13 protein-coding genes and 1 tRNA gene are annotated in these 17,520 nt (G+C 67.6%); 6 read left to right on the forward strand and 8 right to left on the reverse strand.

Annotated features, from left to right (window positions below):
- Positions 1 to 184 precede the first annotated feature (184 nt).
- The gene (locus tag KHC23_RS05310) at positions 185 to 640 is read left to right on the forward strand and encodes a CBS domain-containing protein (RefSeq protein ID WP_213370355.1); all 456 of its coding nucleotides are present in this window, start codon (positions 185 to 187) and stop codon (positions 638 to 640) included.
- Between the two features lie 67 nt (positions 641 to 707).
- On the opposite strand, the gene rpoH is transcribed toward KHC23_RS05310, so the two are convergent.
- Positions 708 to 1,619, reverse strand: coding sequence for an RNA polymerase sigma factor RpoH (gene rpoH, locus KHC23_RS05315; RefSeq protein ID WP_213370236.1), 912 nt, complete (start codon positions 1,617 to 1,619; stop codon positions 708 to 710).
- A 155-nt stretch (positions 1,620 to 1,774) separates the two neighbouring features.
- Complete coding sequence (locus KHC23_RS05320) at positions 1,775 to 2,821, reverse strand: RluA family pseudouridine synthase (protein WP_213370238.1); 1,047 nt, start codon at positions 2,819 to 2,821, stop codon at positions 1,775 to 1,777.
- Between KHC23_RS05320 and KHC23_RS05325 the strand changes: the two genes are divergently transcribed.
- Together KHC23_RS05325 and KHC23_RS05330 are read left to right on the forward strand one after the other, a co-directional pair.
- The gene (locus tag KHC23_RS05325) at positions 2,820 to 3,161 is read left to right on the forward strand and encodes a hypothetical protein (protein WP_213370240.1); all 342 of its coding nucleotides are present in this window, start codon (positions 2,820 to 2,822) and stop codon (positions 3,159 to 3,161) included. The two genes, KHC23_RS05320 and KHC23_RS05325, sit on opposite strands and share 2 nt — an antisense overlap.
- Positions 3,162 to 3,291: 130 nt before the next feature.
- Positions 3,292 to 3,366: transfer RNA gene (locus tag KHC23_RS05330), tRNA-Glu, on the forward strand.
- Positions 3,367 to 3,814: 448 nt separating this feature from the next.
- Here the strand turns inward: KHC23_RS05330 and KHC23_RS05335 are convergent.
- The 4 genes from KHC23_RS05335 to KHC23_RS05350 form a co-directional block, all read right to left on the reverse strand.
- Entirely contained in the window at positions 3,815 to 4,513 is a 699-nt protein-coding gene (locus KHC23_RS05335) for an ABC transporter ATP-binding protein (RefSeq protein WP_213370242.1), read from the reverse strand.
- Positions 4,510 to 5,694 carry an ABC transporter permease gene (locus tag KHC23_RS05340; protein WP_213370244.1) on the reverse strand — a complete coding sequence of 395 codons (1,185 nt, stop codon included), beginning with the start codon at positions 5,692 to 5,694 and terminating at the stop codon, positions 4,510 to 4,512. Before KHC23_RS05340 ends, KHC23_RS05335 begins: the two co-directional genes overlap by 4 nt.
- Positions 5,691 to 6,725 carry an efflux RND transporter periplasmic adaptor subunit gene (locus tag KHC23_RS05345; protein ID WP_213370246.1) on the reverse strand — a complete coding sequence of 345 codons (1,035 nt, stop codon included), beginning with the start codon at positions 6,723 to 6,725 and terminating at the stop codon, positions 5,691 to 5,693. The genes KHC23_RS05340 and KHC23_RS05345 overlap by 4 nt, the downstream gene beginning before the upstream one ends.
- A gap of 208 nt (positions 6,726 to 6,933) precedes the next feature.
- A complete protein-coding gene (locus tag KHC23_RS05350; protein WP_246544255.1) occupies positions 6,934 to 7,194 on the reverse strand; it encodes a cysteine rich repeat-containing protein in 261 nt (86 codons plus the stop codon).
- Positions 7,195 to 7,460: 266 nt separating this feature from the next.
- Between KHC23_RS05350 and KHC23_RS05355 the strand changes: the two genes are divergently transcribed.
- The 3 genes from KHC23_RS05355 to KHC23_RS05365 all read left to right on the forward strand — a co-directional run bounded on the left by KHC23_RS05355 (position 7,461) and on the right by KHC23_RS05365 (position 10,226).
- Complete coding sequence (locus tag KHC23_RS05355) at positions 7,461 to 8,177, forward strand: response regulator (RefSeq protein ID WP_213370248.1); 717 nt, start codon at positions 7,461 to 7,463, stop codon at positions 8,175 to 8,177.
- A gap of 14 nt (positions 8,178 to 8,191) precedes the next feature.
- Entirely contained in the window at positions 8,192 to 9,523 is a 1,332-nt protein-coding gene (locus KHC23_RS05360) for an ATP-binding protein (protein ID WP_213370250.1), read from the forward strand.
- 106 nt (positions 9,524 to 9,629) lie between these two features.
- Positions 9,630 to 10,226, forward strand: coding sequence for a hypothetical protein (locus tag KHC23_RS05365; protein WP_213370252.1), 597 nt, complete (start codon positions 9,630 to 9,632; stop codon positions 10,224 to 10,226).
- A gap of 94 nt (positions 10,227 to 10,320) precedes the next feature.
- On the opposite strand, the gene KHC23_RS05370 is transcribed toward KHC23_RS05365, so the two are convergent.
- Both KHC23_RS05370 and KHC23_RS05375 read right to left on the reverse strand, forming a co-directional pair.
- Positions 10,321 to 11,007, reverse strand: coding sequence for an SH3 domain-containing protein (locus KHC23_RS05370; RefSeq protein ID WP_213370254.1), 687 nt, complete (start codon positions 11,005 to 11,007; stop codon positions 10,321 to 10,323).
- Between the two features lie 317 nt (positions 11,008 to 11,324).
- Entirely contained in the window at positions 11,325 to 17,312 is a 5,988-nt protein-coding gene (locus tag KHC23_RS05375) for an Ig-like domain-containing protein (protein ID WP_213370256.1), read from the reverse strand.
- Between the last annotated feature and the right edge of the window lie 208 nt (positions 17,313 to 17,520).

The raw sequence follows: 17,520 nt of genomic DNA on the forward strand, positions 1-17,520 counted from the left end.
ACGCGCCACCGCCACGGACGACGAAAAGGCCCGCCCCGCGCGGGCCTTTTTGCGGCGTCTCGGTGAAGGCTGGATGCTGCGCTGCCGCAACGGATTCTGTTGACGGCGTGTGTATTGCATACCAGACTTAGACAAAAGAATAAGAAGCGTGACAGTCGAGGTTCCGCCACCAGAGGGATACGCCATGCTCGTCGCCGATCTCATGAAGCTGAAAAGCGCCCGCGTGCCGACGATCCGTATGTCGGAAAACGTTGAAATGGCTGCGACCCTGCTCAATCGCGAACGCATCGGTGCCGTGGTGGTGAAGGACGCCTGCGGCTCGGAAGGGGACACCGTGGTCGGCATCTTCTCCGAGCGCGACGTGGTGCGTGCCGTCGCCGAGCGCGGCGCGGCGGCGCTCAAGCTCACCGTCGGCGACCTGATGTCGCGCAACATGATCTCGTGCCGGATGGAAGACACGGTGGACCATGTCCGCGCCCTGATGGAAGAGCACCATGTGCGCCATCTCCCCGTTCTGGAGGAGCATCAGCTGGTCGGCGTGCTCAGCATACGCGACGTGCTCTCGCATGATGTGCGCCGGGCGAGCCAGTTTTCCGCGCCGATCGCGCCCTCGGCAGGGGCCAACGCGCTGCCGGCCTGACCCGCAACGCAAAAGGGCGCCCTTGCGGGGCGCCCTCCGGTCGTCTTCGCGTGATGTCGCGAACGCCTTACAGCGCCGGCGAGACTTCCTGCCGCATCGGTGCCGACTCCATCTGGTGCACGCGGTCGATCACCGCCTTCTGCACCTTCTCGAAGGCGCGCACCTCGATCTGGCGCACACGCTCGCGCGACACGCCGAATTCGGTGGCGAGGTCTTCCAGCGTCATCGGGTCGTCCGACAGGCGCCGCGCCTCGAAGATGCGCCGCTCGCGCTCATTGAGCACCGACAGCGCCCCGGACAACGCGTTGCGGCGATTGTCCATCTCCTCATGCTCGACCAGCACCGATTCCTGGCTGTCGTGATCGTCGGCCAGCCAATCCTGCCACTCGCCACCACCCTCGACATCGCCGCGCAGCGGGGCGTTGAGCGAGGCGTCGCCGCCGAGGCGCCGGTTCATATCGATCACTTCCTGCTCGGTGACGCCGAGCTTGGTCGCGATCTGCTGCACCTGATCGGGGCGAAGGTCGCCTTCCTCCAGCGCGGAGATCTGGCTTTTGGCCTTGCGCAGGTTGAAGAACAGCTTCTTCTGCGCCGCCGTGGTGCCCATCTTCACCAGGCTCCAGGAGCGCAGGATGTATTCCTGGATCGAGGCCTTGATCCACCACATCGCATAGGTGGCGAGGCGGAAGCCCTTGTCGGGCTCGAAGCGCTTCACCGCCTGCATGAGGCCGACATTGCCTTCGGAGATGACTTCCGAAATCGGCAGGCCGTAGCCGCGATAGCCCATGGCGATCTTGGCCACCAGCCGCAGATGGCTGGTGACGAGCCGATGGGCAGCGTCGGGGTCCTCGTGCTCGCGCCAGCGCTTGGCGAGCATGTATTCTTCCTGCGGCTCCAGCATCGGGAACCGGCGGATTTCCGCCAGATAGCGGCTCAGGCCACCTTCGGCGGATGGTAGGCTCATAGCGGAACGGGCCATGACTGCACCCTCCTTCTCTCGCGGTCCCCTATAGTGGGCGACCGATTTGCGGCCGCTTTCAGCCGGCCTCACACATATAATAGCAGGAAGAGGCCGTTTTTGCGAAACCGCAAGGCAAAGCGGGGTCACGAACCGTTGAGCGGGCGCCGGGGCGCTCAATCGCCGGCCGCGAGAGCGGCCCGCAGGCGGGCGAGGTCGGCAGGAAGCGCGCTCTCGAACAGCAGGAACTCGCCGGTCGCGGGGTGTTCGAAGCCCAGCCGCGCGGCGTGCAGGGCCTGGCGGCCCAGTGCCTCCAGCGCCGTGCGCGCGGCGCCGCCCAGCCGGCTGGCGCGGGTGCGCTGCCCCCCGGAATAGATCGCGTCGCCCAGCAGGGGGTGGCCGACATGGGCCATGTGGACACGGATCTGGTGGGTACGGCCGGTCTCCAACTGGCATTCGACGAGGGCGGCGATGGGGCGTCCCTGCGTGTCGGCATAGGCCTCAAGGCGCTGCCAGTGGGTGATGGCGAAGCGCCCGCCGGTACGCACCGCGATGCGCTCGCGGGCAATGGGGTGGCGGGCGAGCGGCGCGTCCACGGTACCGCTGGGCAGGTCCGGCTCGCCCCACACGAAGGCGAGATAAGCGCGCTCCAGCGGGCCGGTGCGGCCGTGATCGGCGAACTGGGCGGCGAGCCGCTTGTGCGCGCGGTCGTTCTTGGCGACCACGATCAGGCCGGATGTGTCCTTGTCGAGCCGATGGACGATGCCGGGGCGCTTCACCCCGCCAATGCCCGAAAGGCTGGCGCCGCAATGGAACAGCAGCGCGTTGACCAGCGTGCCGTCGGCATTGCCGGGCGCGGGATGCACCACCATGCCGGCGGGCTTGTCGATGACGATGAGGTGATCGTCCTCGTGGACGATGGTCAGCGGGATGTCCTGCGCCGCCGGCTCGGCAGCTTCGGGCGCCGGTACCTCGACACTGTAGCTCTCGCCCACCACGGCCTTGGCCGAGCCGCCCGGGACGGCGAGGCCCGCGCGCTGCACCCGGCCCTCGGCGATCAGCGCCTGCAGCCGGGTGCGGCTGAGCTCCGGCAGGTGCCGCGCCAGAACCCGATCGAGCCGAAGCCCTTCATCCTCCGGCCCGACGGTGATATCGACGCGCGTCGCGCCGGCTACCGGCAGGACATCATCCAGATCCTCGTTCAGTTCGTCGGGTGCCGGCATGACTTCTCCTGATTCAGACGACGACAAGCTCGACCCCGCGGCCGAGCGCGTGCTGCGCCGGATGCGCCGCTTCGCCGCCTTCTCCGGCCTTATCATGCTTCTCGGCTTTCTCGCCGTGTTTGGTGCCATCGGATACAAGCTGATCAGCGGCAGGAAAAGCGCGCCGGCGGAGATCGCCGGCACGATCCAGCTGCCGAAGGGCGCGGATGTGCGTTCCGCCGTCGTCTCCGGCGACCTCATCGCGGTGACGGTGGCGCGCGAGGGGCGGGTGGAGACGCATTTCTTCGACCTCGACACGCGCGCCCCGCGCGGTGTGCTCGGCTTTGCCAGTGCGCCGTGAGCGGCTTCACGGGCACTCTCGGGAGCGGCCCGACGGGGAGGGCGTCCACAGCGGTTGAAAAAGCCGCCTCGTCGCGCCGGCGCTCTTGATCCCACCGCCAAACCGCTCTATGAGACCGGCCTGCCTAGATGCGCCCATCGTCTAGCGGTCAGGACGTCGCCCTCTCACGGCGAAAACCGGGGTTCGATTCCCCGTGGGCGCGCCACTTCGGTACAAAACCGCGAACGCCAAAAGCTCCCGGTTCCCCGCTCGAAGCGGCGAGGAGCATTCGAGGTCGTTCCGACTTTAATCCCACGATGCGAATCTGTTCATCGGCACCCTCGATGCGCTGGGCGAAAGCGCGCGGGTGATCTCACCGATTGGCTGCCGCCCTCGATCCACCTGGCTCCGCATACGGCGTCGGGCGCTTCTACACTCGCCGGTGCAGGCGCCCCGCGCCGGGTCATCTTGGCCCCTCCGTGCGGGGAGCGGGCAGGGCTTGCCGAGCCTCGCGTTCACAGAACCGGCAGCGGGCCAAACGATGCGGTCCGGGACGAATTGGCAAAGTCGCAGGTCGACGACTGGCTGCAGGGCCGTGCCTCCAGGCGCCGGGCATCAGGGCTCGCTCGGAAGGTGACGAGGAGCCGGTACGCTCCGGACCGCCCGTGCAGCGGCTATTCCTGACGGCGTGTCGCCAAACGACCATCCTCGAGATGAACCCGCCGATCGAACAGGTCCGCGGAGCGCGTATCGTGCGTCACCACCGCAACCGCGGTGCCTCGCGATGCGGCGATGCGGCGGAACAGTTGCATCACCTGCCGGCCACGCACGCTGTCCAGCGCGGCGGTGGGCTCGTCGGCCAGTATCAGCGGCGGGCTGTTGGCCAGCGCCCGCGCCACCGCGACGCGCTGCTGTTCGCCGCCGGAAAGCCGCGCGGGCAGGCTATCGGCCCGATGCGAGAGATCGAGCGCCGCGAGCAGCCGGCATCCATGGGCGAGGACCGGGGCGGGCGCGACGTCGACCAGTTCGAGGCTAAGCGCCACATTCTCCGCGGCAGTGAGAAAGGGGATAAGATTGGCCTTCTGGAACACGAAGCCGATCTTCTGGCGGCGCACCTCCCGGAGCCGGTCGAGATCGGTCCCGGGCTGCGACACCCGTTCGCCAGCGAGCCAGACCTCGCCGGCGCTAGGCGTTTCCAGCAGGCCGGCGAGCATGAGGAACGTGCTCTTGCCGGAGCCGCTGGGGCCGAAGATGCCGACAAGTTCGCCGGCCTGGATGTCGAGCGAGATGCCGTCCAGCGCCCGCACCAGTCCGGCGGGGCCGGCGTAATGGCGCGCCAAACCGCGTGCCGAGAGAATGACAGGCGGGCTCACGCCAGCACCTCGCGGGCGTTGACGCGCGAGGCACGGGCGATGCCGATCCACGCCGCTGCGGCGCAGATCAGAGCCAGCGCCAGGCCCAGCAGCGCCAGGCCCAGCAGCGCGAGGTCACCAGCGAGGATCACCACCCGGCGCGGAAACAGCGGGAAGACGAGTTCGGCGGCGCCGATGGACAGCAGGAAACCGGCGAGGCCGATCAGGCCGATCAGGCCGGCCTGCTGGCCGATCATGGTCGCAACGACGCTTTCGCGCGCCCCGATCAGCTTGAGAAGCGCGATCTCGTACAGCTTCTCCAGCGTCATCGTGTAGACGATCAGCGAGACGACGATAGCGGTGATCAGCAGGATCAGCCCGGTGAAGGCGAGGATCTGCAACCGCAGCTTCCACAGCCGCGCGTTCAGCATCAGGTCGCGCTGCTGCTGCGTCGTGAGCACCCGCACGTCGCCCCAGCGTTCAATGGTCGCAATGACGTTCGCAGCATCGGCTGCCGGGGCGAGGCGCACCAGTACCGCCGCGATCTTGCTCTCCTGCGCGACGGAGCTGCCCGCGCCGGCGAACTCGCCGGTGCCGCGAGCCGCGCGGGCGAGATATATCGCTTCCGAGGTGCGCTTCTGGGCGATCGCGGTAGCATCATTGATACCGACGAAGAGCAGCCCGTCGCCCGCCGAATCCACCATGTGCCGCGTCGAGCCGACGATCTCGTAGACGTCGCGCGCCAGTTCCACCCAGTCGCTGACAGCAAGGCCGGTGCTCTCATCCGCCACCGCCTCGCAACGGCCGGCCGCGAGCCAGCGGCCGGCGGCAAGGGCGAGCCAGCGCCCGTCATCGGCGGGGATATCGGCGCCGGTGATGGTGGCACGGCGCGTCGCCCCCTCGAAGGCGAATTGCTGGCTGAACTGGGTGAAGCGTCGCACATCCGCGACGCCCGGCACGCCCGCGACGCGGCGATCCATGTCCGGGGCGACCGCCGAGCCTTCGGCGAACGGACCGGCGCGCTCGCCCTGCACGACCCACAGATCGGCATCGATGCGCTCGATGACGAGCAATGCGTCGCCGACCACGCCACGGTAAAGCCCGGTCATGCCGATCACGGCCGTCATCAGCAGGGCGACGCCGAATGCCGTGAGAACGAAGCGCATCGGCGTATGAGCGGCATCCTTGAGGGCGAGATTCATGGCGTGGAATCCGCGACCCGCAGGCGCATGAAGGGATGCAGCCCTTCAGGTGCGAGCACGATGTCGCCGCCTTCAAGCCCGCCGCGCACTTCGACGCGGGCGCCGCCGGCCGAGCCGAGCGTGACCGCCTGCCAGCGGCCCGCCCGCTCCGCGCGAGCCAGACCCCTGGTGCGCCGTCGCGGCGTGCCAGGGGTCTGCGGCACGGTGAGTACGTCCGGCCGCTCCTCCACTTCGATCCGCACTGTGCCACGTTGCCCCAGCGCCCAATTGGGCGGCAGGCGGTCGAGGGCGATGTCGAGCTCGAACTCCCGCGTCTCCTCGTCCACTTCGCGGCCGAGCCGCAGCACATGGCCGTTGATTGGCGTCTCGAAGCCGCTGAAGCGTATGTGCGCAAGCTGTCCGGCCTGTACCGAGGCGATGGCGCTCTCATCGAGCCGGGCGTTGAGCACGAGGCTGGTCGGATCGGCGATGCGCAACGGCTCCGACCCCGGCGCGACCACCTCGCCCGGATGGTGCGTCCGCGAGATGACGATTCCGTCTATGGGCGCGCGCAGCACGCTGTCGTCGAGCTGGGCGCGAGCGACCGCGATACGGGCTCGCGCCGCTTCGCGCTCGGCTTCGGCCTGCTCGATGGCGCGCCGTGCCCGCACGAGGTCCGCCTGTGCCTGCCGGAAGATGGCGGCAGCGTCGTCGAGCCCGGCCTGGCTGGCCACGCCCTTGGCGACGAGCGCGACCTGGCGCTCATGCGTGGCCCGCGCCTTGTCGAGCGAGGCGAGCGCGTGGTCGCGTTCGGCCCCGGCGGTGTCGACCGCCCGCTCGCTGGCATGGGCGCTCGCCTCGGCGGCGGCGAGCCCGCCCGCGAGTTCGTCAAAGGCGAGGCGGCCCAGCACATCGCCCTTGGACACCACATCGTTGCGGTCGACGGCGAGTGTCTCGATGCGCGCCTGGAGGCGGCTGCCTAAGGCAGCTTGCGACAAGGCATCGAGTGTGCCCGGGCCCTTGATCTCGATGATGAGCTTGCCGGGCCGCACGGTCTCGCTTCTCACCTCATAGGGATAGAGATAGCGCGGACCACCGATGGCGAGGCCGGCGAGGGCCAGGGCCAGGAGGGTGCGGCGCAGGTAGCGGCGCGGGCGCGGACGGGCGGGCGGGCGGCGGCGCGAGCGCCAGTATCTGGTCGAGATCCGGCTGGATGTTCATCGCGTACGCGCCGTCTTTATTCCGCTTCGGCCGGCGTCCTCACTGCGCCTGCATCGCCTTGGCGGCGACCAGCGCATCCATGCAGGGTTGGGAGATCTTGTCCGGATTGGCCTTGATGCAGGCGATGATGCGGCCGCCGCCGGGCTGTACCCCGGGACAGGCGACCTTGATGTCGGCGGCGCAGGCACTGCGCACCGACTGCATTTGCGCACGGGAAAGATTTTGCGAGAACGCGGCGCCGGCGATGGCAGAGAAGACGAGCACGAGCGAGGCGCGCATGAAAAAGCCACGGTCCAACATGTCGATTCCTTCGGGTGCATGCGGGTGCATGAATGAGGGCTGGCCCTGGAGCCCGCCCGGTTTGGGGTGGTCGGCCGGGCAGGCTCCAGGGCGCGGGCGGGGCAACTCCCCACGGGCCGCCATGAGGTGTGGGTCAGGGCGGCACGTGGAGAGGATGCACGGTCTGCTTTGCGCCGCTGTCTCGGGACGGGCGCATTTCGTTACAGTTTGTAACAGCGGCGCCTGTGCCTCTTGCCGGTGACTTGCGGGCCTGTCATGCCTTCGCCATGACTGCGGAACGGCTGCTGCTGGTTGAGGATGATCGCGACATTCGTGGCCTTCTCGTCGACTTTCTCGGCGCGGAGGGTTATCGCGTCGAGGCGGTGGAGAGCGGGACGCTGATGGACCGCGCCCTGCTGCGTGGCATGCCGGATCTGCTCATCCTCGACATCATGCTGCCCGGCGAGGGTGGTCTCTCGATCTGCCGGCGGCTAAGAGTGCGCTCGCGCGTGCCTATTCTGATGCTCACCGCCAAGCACGACGATGTCGACCGCATCGTCGGCCTTGAGATCGGGGCCGATGACTACCTCGGCAAGCCGTTCAACCCGCGCGAGTTGCTCGCGCGCATCCGCGCCTTGCTGCGCCGCTCCTCCAGCGCGCCCGCCTCCGGGGTAGCCGAGCGCCGCCGCCGCCGCTTCGGCCGCCTGATCGCCGATCTTGACGCCCGCCTCGTCGAGGATGAGGCCGGCCAGAGGGTGAACCTCACCACCGCCGAGTTCGACCTGCTTGTGTGTTTTCTTGAACGGCCGGGCCGGGTGCTCTCGCGCGATCAGCTTCTCGACTGGACACGCGGGCGCATGGCCGATCCCTTCGACCGCACCGTCGACGTCACCGTATCGCGGCTGCGCGCCAAGCTGGCCCTGTGCCTTGCCGAGAACGAGCAACCCATCACCACCGTGCGCAATGTCGGTTACCTGTTCTCGGCCGACGTGCGTGATGCCTGAGAGGCGTGGGAGCCATGCGTTTCGGCCTGCTGGCGCGCATCATCCTCATCGTCGCGCTGGCGCTGTTCGCCATCCAGTTGCTGGTTCTCGCCTTCTATTTCGGCTTTCCCGCCGGGCGCGGCGAGTTCGGCGAGAGTTCGCCCTCGTTGCCGCGGCAGGTCGCCTCGCTCGTCCGGCTGGTCGACGAGGTGCCCGCGCCGCTGCGGCCGGCGGTGCTGGAAGCGTTTACGGAGAGTGGGCGCGCCGTGTCCATCGTGCCGGAACTGCCGGCGGGCCTGGCCGGACCCGGTGAACTGGTAAGAGTGCAGCGGGCGATCCGCGCGGCGCTCAATCTGCGCGGAACGCTCGATCGCGATGTCCGGGTGCGCCTCGAAGGGCGCGATCAGGGCGGGCAAGGCGATTCACTCAGCGTCTATGTGCAGCTTGCCTCGGGCGGCTATCTCTGGCTGGATGTGCGCGACCGGGTGACGGTGCGCCTGCTCGGCGTGCCCATCGGCTTCTTCGCCGGGCTGTTCGGCGTGCTGGTGGCGGTGGCGGCGCTGATTGCCGTGGCGCGGGAGATGAAGCCGCTCGCCCGCCTCGCCCGCGAGGTGGACAAGGTGGGGGAGGGCGGTAGGCCTGTGCGCATTCCCGAGCGCGGCGCTCCGGAGTTGCGTACGCTCATCCGCGCCGTGAACGCCATGCAGGAACGCATTGCCGCGCTGCTGCGCAATCGGACGCTCACATTGGGCGCGATCTCGCACGATCTGCGCACCTATCTCACCCGCCTGCGCCTGAGGGTCGAGATGATGCCGTCGAGCCGCTATCGGGAGGGTGCGATCGCCGATGTGGAGGTGATGCAGGCGCTCGTCGAGGACACACTCGACTTCGCACAGGATTCCTTCGCTCCGAACGAGCCTGCCATCGCCGATCTCGTTGCCGTGTTCGAGCGCTATCGCGCCGGTCACCACGCCGGGCATGGACCGGCTGAGTGTATCGTGTTCGATCAACCGGCGGGGCCGGTGGCGGTCGCGATGGGAGAGAAGGCGCTTGGCCGGGTCTGCGCCAATCTGGTCGAGAATGCGCTGCGCCATGGCGAGCGTGCCTACGCTGCCATTGAGCGTGCCTCGGGTGCGGTGGTGCTCGTGGTCGAGGACGACGGGCCGGGCATCCCGCCGGATGAGCGCGAGCGGGTCTTCGAGCCCTTCTATCGGCTGGAGACCTCGCGCAACCGCGAGAGCGGGGGCACCGGCCTCGGCCTCACCATTGTCCGGCGTCTTGTCGAGCGCCATGGCGGGCGTATCGAACTGGGCGACAGCCGCCATGGTGGGCTTGCCGTCCGGGTTCACCTGCTCCCTGCCGGGTAAAGCGGCGGAGGTGAGAAGGCCGATACAAATCGACATCACGCGGTGCGACGGGCGAGACCTCGGCCGCCTAGCGTGCGGGCTCCTCAACGGCAGAAGGATGAAAGCCATGAGAGAGCCGTTCCTGAAGCGAGGGCCGTTCCTGAAGCGAAGGCCATTCGCGATCCTGGCCGCCGGCGCCGTGTCCGCCGCCGTGTTCGCGGCCTCGGGCCTCGCCATCGTGGCCGGACAGGCGGAGGCGCAGGACGTGGTCGTCGAGCCCGCCGGTCCATGGGCCTGCGAGCCGCCCGACTTCGATGCCGGGCCGGCCCCCATGCTTGGTCCGGTTGAGTTGCGCCTGGTGGCGGGCATGCTGCTGGCGGCGCAGGAAACCGTGCTCGGCATCCGGCCGGATCAGGCCGAAGCGTGGCGCGACTATGCAGGCGCCCTGGTCGCCATGGTGCCCTCCGGCGACCGGGTGGAGCGCTGGCTCGCACCGGAAGGGCGCGCCAAGGCCGAGGCGTTCGATCTTGTGCAGGACGTTGCCGACGCTGCCATCGAGCGGGCCGATAAGGCGAAGCGTCTCAAGCAGTCAGTTGATGTCCTCAAGGCGACGCTGACGCCCGAGCAGATGGCGCTTGTCGCGAAGACGCAGGCCCGCCTGGTCGAGCGCGTGGCACGTTTGATCGAATGGCAGCGTGGCGAAAGTTTCGGCGCCCCACTCTGAGGGCGTGCGAAGCTGCCCGCGTGGCGCAATGGAAAAGGCCGGGGGCGCCCTCCCGGCCTTTTCTCTGTCGGCTGGCGGGTTGTTCGCGGCAGGCCTACCAGCGCTGGAAGCTGCGCGATCCGGTGCGGGTCCCGCCACTAGGCCCGACGACCGCGCGATTCGTGGTGCACCCCAGCCCAGCGGCGCAGTTGCGGGTGCGGGCCGCGGTGCCGCCATTGGGACCTTCGGTCACCCGAGTCGATGTGCACGCGCCGCCGGTGCAGGTGCGGGTCTGGGCGGTCGAGCCACCATAGCGGCCGCTGGCGCCGCTCGTGCCCACGCAGGCGCCGCCCGCACAGGTGACGGAGCGGTTGGCGGACGTAATGCGCGGAGGAACATAGGGCGGATAGGCCGCCCAGCGGCCATACCAGGGGTAGGCGCGATAATAGGTGTCCCAATACACGCGGTTGAAGGTGACGACGGTAATGCCGACCGCCGGCGCCAACGGCGCCGAGAGCACGACCGGCGCCCCGCGATAGACGACCTGGATGTAGGATGCGGCAACCCAGCCGCGATAGGGGCCAAAGGCGATATCGCACCAGCCATAGCCCGCGACGCATCCATGGGTAAGGATGGCCGTGCCCGCCGGAACGACGGTGATGGCGGGATAACCCGTCGAGGGGCCGGCCCGCAGATTGACGTTGGCGGTGGCGATGCCGGTCGTGGCGGCTTGCGCGACCGACATGCCAGCCAGAGCGAAGGCGATGATGGCTGCCGCGATGAAGAGGCGGGTCCTGAGCATGGGGTATCCTCATGATGTCCATCTCTGTCGCCGGGGCGCAGAGGCAGGATGCTGTTCCCTGAGGTTTCCGTGCTAGGGGCGCGGCGTCACTTGCGATTGACGGGGATGTTTCAATTTGTGACGCGCCGAACAGATTGACGCTGCTGCCGGCCGCGTCGAGCGATGGCGCGAGAGCGGGGCCCCGGTCACCGGCTGGAGGCGAGGCCGCGATCAAGGGAAGGGGCCTGCCGCAGGCGTGGTGCGGCAACCGCCGCGACGCTGCAGAAGGCCCCTTCGCCGGAGATCCCGGTCTCTCCTGGTCCGTCGCGGGGCGCGGCTCAGGCGAAGGTGAAGTCGTCGGCGCCGAACCCGTTCCGGGTGGTGTTCTCGATCAGCACATAGTTCTCGCCGCTCTGGTCGAGCTGGAGAACGACGCCCTCATCCGTGTCGACCATCGCGGCGAGCACCGCGTCGAAGGTTGCGAAATCGAGATCCTGAAACGCGATCAGGTCCTGGCCGGGATGGAAGTCGGTGATGATGTCCGCCCCTGAGTTTTCCGCGAACACGAACACATCCCGGCCGATGCCGCCGGTCAGAATGTCGTCGCCTTCGCCGCCCTCGAGGCGGTCCTCGCCCACGCCGCCCTTCAGCAGATCGTCGCCGCTGCCGCCGGCGAGGTCGTCGCTGCCGATCCCGCCTTCGAGGGCATCGTCGCCGTCGCCGCCGACCAGCGTGTCCTGGCCGATGCCGCCGCGCAGCAGGTCGCTGCCCGTGCCGCCCTCGAGCCGGTCATTGCCGATGCCGCCTTCGAGAACGTCGTCGCCAGCATCGCCCTTGAGGGTGTCGTCGCCGATGCCGCCCCGCAGCACGTCGCCGCCTTCGCCGCCGTCGAGTTGGTCGCCGCGCATGCCGCCCTTGATCACGTCGTCGCCATCGTCGCCGAAGATCTTGACGCCGACCGTGGAAGACCCGCCCAGGACATCGTCGCCCGTGGTGCCGAGCTGCCAGCCCTCATGGTCCGGCTCCTGCGGGCCCGCCGCCTCGACGGTCAGCGTAACCGTCGCGGTGGACGTTCCGCCCTGGCCGTCGGAGATCGTGTAGGTGAAGGACGCCTCACCCTCGTAACCGGCCTGGGCCGTGAACACGATCTGGCCATCGACCAGTTCCACCGATCCATGGCTCGCGCCCTGCACCGAGACGAGGCTCAGCGCGTCGGCGTCGGCATCCACGTCGTTGGCCAGCAGCGCGGCCGCCGCCAGCGAAAGCGCGAGGCCCGAGGTCACCGTGAAGCCGCCGTCGTTCTGGGCGACGGGCGCGGCGTTCGGGCGGGGCTGGACGTTCATCACCACCTTCGCGGTGTCCTGCCCGCCCTTGCCGTCGGAGACGGTGTAGGTGAAGGACGCGGCGCCGGTGAAGCCGTCGGCCGGCGTGAACACCACCTTGCCGTCGACCAGCGCGACCGTGCCATGGGTCGCGCCCTGCACCGAGACAAGGGTGAGGGCGTCGCCATCGGCATCGGTGTCATTGGCCAGCAGGCTGGAAGCCGCCAGCGTCACCACCGCCTCTTCCAGGACATAGAGCCGGTCGTCGAGCGCGTCGGGGTTGCGGTTGGCCGCCGCCTCCACGTTCAGCGTGACCGTGGCCTTGTCCGTGCCGCCCTTGCCGTCGGAAACGGTGTAGCTGAACGAGGCCGTGCCGGAGAAGCCGGGGGTCGCCTTGAACAGGACGTTTCCGGCATCGTCGAGCGCCACCGTGCCGCCAATCGCCTCCTGCACCGAGACGAGGACAAGTTCATCGGCATCGGCATCCAGATCGTTGGCGAGCAGCAGCGCGGCGGTCAGCATGAGCGACGTGCCGGACACCAGCGAGAAGCCGCCGTCATTGGTAGCTTCCGGTGCGGCGTTGTCGCCGGGCTGCACCGGCGCATCCGCCAGCGACACCACGGTCAGGTCGTCGAACGAGACGCCCGCGCTGCCCCAGGAATAGAGGCCGACCGTTCCGCTCTCGAGCTTGTGGTCCTCGATGTCGTAGGCAAACACCGGCTCGCCGTCGACATAGGCCTGAATCTTGCCGCCGACCGTGTCGACGCGCAGATGGATCGGCTCGCCGCTGACGTAGCGGCCCGGCACCTGCGCCAGGGTCTTCTCATAGCCATCGACCATGCTGCGCAGCTGCCAGAGGCCACCCTCGCGATCGAGCTCCATCTTGTAGTAGTTCTGCGGATCCTGATAGTGCAGCAGGAGGCCGATGCCGTCATCGTCCGGGGTAAGGATGGTGACCTCGACCGAATAGTCGCTCCATTCCGCCGCTTCGGGCGCGTTGTACAGTGCGTAGGTGCCCTTGCGCAGCGCGTTGTAGCCATCGCCCAGCGGGCTCCAGCCGCGGTTCCACGGGTCGGGATCGGAGGCGTTGCCGTTGGAGATCAGCTGGCGGGAGTGAATGTCCGACATCTGGAACAGCTTGCCGTCCAGTAACTTCCAGTCGGAGGCGCCACCCAGCGTGCCCTCGTCGACGATGGTCCAGCCGGCGAGCGAGGCGCCACTGAAGCCCTCGCTCACCAGCACCTTGTCGGCGCCGACGACATCGACCTTGACGTGGTCACGGGAGGTCTTGCCGGCCGCGTCGGTGACTTCGAGCGTCACCGCCTTGGTGCCGGCGGGGAGAGTGAGGACAGCCTCCTTGCCGGTGCCGATCTCCTCGCCATCGAGCAGCCAGCGATAGGCCACGATGTCGTTCGGCCCGAACGAGCCGGACGCCGACAGCGCAACCACCGCGAAGCCGTCGCCATCGCTGTCGATGCTGCGCATGTCGCCGGCGCCATGCGCGGCCAGCGCCACCTTGTTGACCGCGACATTGTCGAAGATCGCGCTCTTCTGGTTGCTGGAGAGCACGCCGATGGTGCCGCCGGCGAGCGGCGCGCTGTCGACCACCGGCCCGCCGAAGACGTTCCTGTCGTCGAGCAGCACGGTGATCTCGCCATTCACCACGGCGACGCGCAGTTCCATCTCGTCATTGAAGCGGTAGCCGCCCGTGACCGAGGCGAGCACGGTCTCGACGCCGTCCTGCACCTTGATCAGGTGGCGGGTAGAGCCCTCGCCGTCGAGTTCGAGCCGGTAATAATTGCTCTCGTCGGCGTAGTAGAACACCGTGCCGATCACGTCGTCGTCGGTGGAGCGGATGGTGACGTCGAACACATAGTTGTTCCACGCCAGCGCGGCGGGATCGTTCCACACCAGGACCTTGTCGGGATTGTCCTGCGAGTAGTAGAGCGCGCCTTCCGGTGCGTCGATGGACGCGTCGTCATCCTTGCGTGAGTGAACGCTGCCCTTCACCTTCCAGAAGCCGGTGTCGGATTCGTCCAGGAAGTCGAGTTGGGCATTGCCGAAGGTGGCGTCGAGAGTGCCGGAGAAGTCGAACTGCGTGGTGTTGAGGTCCGGCGCCTGGGTGAAGATGCCGCCGGCCTTGGCGCCACCGAGCGCCGCGACCTGCTCGGCCGTGAGCACGCCCTCGGTGAACGACACGCCGCTCACATAGGCATCGGACATTTCGCCGTCCTCGTCGGCAAACAGCAGGAAGCCCTTCTCGCCATCCAGCTTGAAGCGCTCGGCATCCACGACGCGCGAACCGATGAGGCTGCCGTTCAGGTATTTGTGGAGCGTGACGGTGCCGTCTTCCGCCTGGTCGACCACCAGCGCGATGCGCTGCCATTCGCCATAGGCGAACGCGCCGTCATACCCGCCGCCGCCGAGTTCGGCGCTGCCGGTGGCGTTGTTGCGGCGGATGAAGACGTCGCCGTCACTGCTGTTGCTCGGGTCGGTCTGCAGCAACGAGATGTAGCGGCCCTGGCCGTCTGGGATCAGCACGTCCATGACGAGGCTGTATTCGGTGATGACCTCCTGTTCGCCACCCGGCGTCACCACGAAGCCCTGCTTTTCCTTCGGCGCGGGGAAGAACATTACCTGGTCATCGCCGCCCGGCATCGCGGGAATCTCGAAGGAGGAGGCCGTGCCGAACTTGGTCAGGGTCTCGAGCGCATCGCCCTTCTTGTCGACGATGGCGATGGTGCCGGCGCCGAGGCTGGGGGACAGGTCGCCGTTGAAGTCGAACTGCACGGTGCGCCCGTCACTCGCCGTCGCCAGCGGACCGCTGGCCTGCGCCCCGCCCATATCGGCGATCTCGCTGGCGCTGAACACGCGGTCGGAAAACACGACGCTGTTGAGGTGTCCGTAGCCGCTTTCGCCATTGTCGTCGGCGAGCAGGTAGAAGCCGCCCTCGCCGTCGATCTTCAGGCGCTCCATAGCCACCACCTGGGTGCCGACGAGAGTGCCGTCGATATATTTGCTCAGCGTCGCGGTGGCGTCGTCGATTTTCTCGACGGTCAGCGCGATACGGTGCCACTGGCCATAGGTGATGGTGCCATGGGCGCCGCGCAGGATTTCCAGCCTGCCGGTGCCGTCGTTCCTGTTCTCAATGAAGATGACCCCATCCTCGGTGTTTTCGAGGTCATTCTGGAACAGCGAGAAATAGGCGCCCTGGCCGTCATAGACCATCAGGTCCATCATCAGCGTATAGGATTCGAAGTCATCGCCGGAAGACGGCTCGAAATCCGGCATCACATGGTAGTACTGGCTGGCTTCGAGCGGGGGGAACGAGAGCACGCCGGCATCGCCGCCGGGCAGCGCCGGGGCGCTGGCCGCGGAGGCGGTCTGCAGGAGCGTGATATTGGCCAGCAGCGGCCGGACGGTGGTCCAGCCGGCGGCGTCGCCGTCGTTGAAATTGTCCACCAGCAGGGTGCGATCGCCGCTGACGACGACGCGGATCTCGTCGCGCGTCACCACGCCGGCGCGGTCCTCGACCTCAAGCGTCAGCTTGTGGCTGCCGACCTCGAAGGAGACGGTCGGCTTCTGGCCGGTGGCGACCACCTGGCCCTCCTTGTCGAGCCAGCGATATTCGACGATGGCGTCGCCCGGGTTGCGCGAGCCGCTGGCGTCGAGGGCCACTGCGAGGTCGTCGGCACCGGCCGTGGCGGCGGCGAAGATGTCGTCGCCGGCATCGGCCAGCGCCTGCGGCGTCACCGGGCCGAGATCGAGCCCGTCGAGCACCTGCTCGTGCTCCTTATAGTTGCCCTGGAGCTCGCCTTCGGTGCGCCCGCCGGTGAGGTAGCTGTCGAACTCGGTGAAATAGGTCTCGGTCGAGATGGTGCCGGCTTCCGGATCGACCACGACCAGGCGGATGGCGCCATTGCCGCCGCGTCCGCCATTGATCTCGTTGGCGACGCCGTTCTGGTAGTTCACCAGCATCTGGTGGACCGGCTGGCCATACTGGTTGTAGCTGGTCACGGTTTCGGCGCCGTCGCCGAAGATGTGGCCCGAGAACGTCATCGCCACATTCGGGTACTTGCTGGCCAGCTCGCGCCAGATGGTCTCGCCATCATTGGGGTTCTCGAGCGTGTTGCCCATGCCGTAGTCGTAGCCGGTGCCCTCATTGAACAGCGGCGAGCCGAGCGGATCATGGCGGCCCGCGAAGTTCGTCATCGAGTGATTGGCGATGATGACACGGTGATCGGCATGTTCCTCGATGACATCGCCGGCCCAGCGCAGCACGTCGTCGCGCACGCCGAATTCCATCGACATGACAAGCCATTTGGTGCCGTCCGGCGCGGTGAAGGTGTGGTAGTTGTTCTTGGAGCTTTCCGGCTCCTGGTCATAGACGCCGCCGAAGGTGGAACTGGTGGCGGCCTGCTTCTCCGGCGAGAACAGGTCGTCGAGATAGACCGAGCTGTGGTCGTTGGCGCGGCCCTGGTCGCTCTGGTCGTGGTTTCCCGGCAGCAGCGAATAGGGGATCTTGCCGTCGAGCTTGCGCAGCGCTTCCTCGGCGACCGCCCAGTTCTCCGCGGTGTTGCGCTGGGTGATGTCGCCGACATGGATGGCGAACTCGATGCCCAGGCTCTCCTGGTGATCGACCAGCCACTGGGTCATGTCGCCGAAGATGTGGTTGAGGTCGGCGTTGGACGTGTAGTCCTGCGTGTCGGGCATCACCGCAATGGTGAAAGCGCTCTCGCTGGCCACGCGCACGCGGACATTCTCGACCGCGGTGGAGCCGTCGGTATCGGTCGCGGTGATCTTGAGGTCGGTGTAGCCCAGCGTCTCGAGAAAATCGATGGTCAGCTCGCTGCCCTCGATCCTGACCGCGGCAACCGCAGGATCGCTGCTCTCGATCGTGTAGGTGAGGCCGCTGCCGCCGAACACGCTACTCAGATCGATGACGCGATCTTCCGAGCCGCGCTTCGCCATGAAGTCGAGGATGGGGCTTACGATGCTGGTCATTGGTTGCAATTCCCATTGTATACGCACTGACTGGAGCGCGCTGCATGGCCCGTTGAAGTAGGTTGCCTCCGTGACAGATTGTTGAATAACTTGGATGTCCAGCCATGCTCATAAGCAATGGTGGGTATCGACATTCTCGATAGGCCTTCGTGTCGCGGAAATTCTTCTGCACGCAGCGGCTATTACGGTCTCAAGAGGGACGGCGCGC

It is taken from the genome of Ancylobacter dichloromethanicus (assembly GCF_018390645.1).
Taxonomy (GTDB): Bacteria; Pseudomonadota; Alphaproteobacteria; order Rhizobiales; family Xanthobacteraceae; genus Ancylobacter; species Ancylobacter dichloromethanicus.

Excerpts from the sequence above, each read along its gene's own strand:
- KHC23_RS05310 (WP_213370355.1), top strand. The coding sequence starts at position 185 with ATGCTCGTCGCCGATCTCATGAAGCTGAAAAGCGCCCGCGTGCCGACG.
- rpoH (WP_213370236.1), bottom strand. The coding sequence starts at position 1,619 with ATGGCCCGTTCCGCTATGAGCCTACCATCCGCCGAAGGTGGCCTGAGC.
- KHC23_RS05325 (WP_213370240.1), top strand. The coding sequence starts at position 2,820 with ATGACTTCTCCTGATTCAGACGACGACAAGCTCGACCCCGCGGCCGAG.
- KHC23_RS05320 (WP_213370238.1), bottom strand. The coding sequence starts at position 2,821 with ATGCCGGCACCCGACGAACTGAACGAGGATCTGGATGATGTCCTGCCG.
- KHC23_RS05340 (WP_213370244.1), bottom strand. The coding sequence starts at position 5,694 with ATGAATCTCGCCCTCAAGGATGCCGCTCATACGCCGATGCGCTTCGTT.
- KHC23_RS05350 (WP_246544255.1), bottom strand. The coding sequence starts at position 7,194 with ATGTTGGACCGTGGCTTTTTCATGCGCGCCTCGCTCGTGCTCGTCTTC.
- KHC23_RS05355 (WP_213370248.1), top strand. The coding sequence starts at position 7,461 with ATGACTGCGGAACGGCTGCTGCTGGTTGAGGATGATCGCGACATTCGT.
- KHC23_RS05360 (WP_213370250.1), top strand. The coding sequence starts at position 8,192 with ATGCGTTTCGGCCTGCTGGCGCGCATCATCCTCATCGTCGCGCTGGCG.
- KHC23_RS05365 (WP_213370252.1), top strand. The coding sequence starts at position 9,630 with ATGAGAGAGCCGTTCCTGAAGCGAGGGCCGTTCCTGAAGCGAAGGCCA.
- KHC23_RS05370 (WP_213370254.1), bottom strand. The coding sequence starts at position 11,007 with ATGCTCAGGACCCGCCTCTTCATCGCGGCAGCCATCATCGCCTTCGCT.
- KHC23_RS05375 (WP_213370256.1), bottom strand. The coding sequence starts at position 17,312 with ATGACCAGCATCGTAAGCCCCATCCTCGACTTCATGGCGAAGCGCGGC.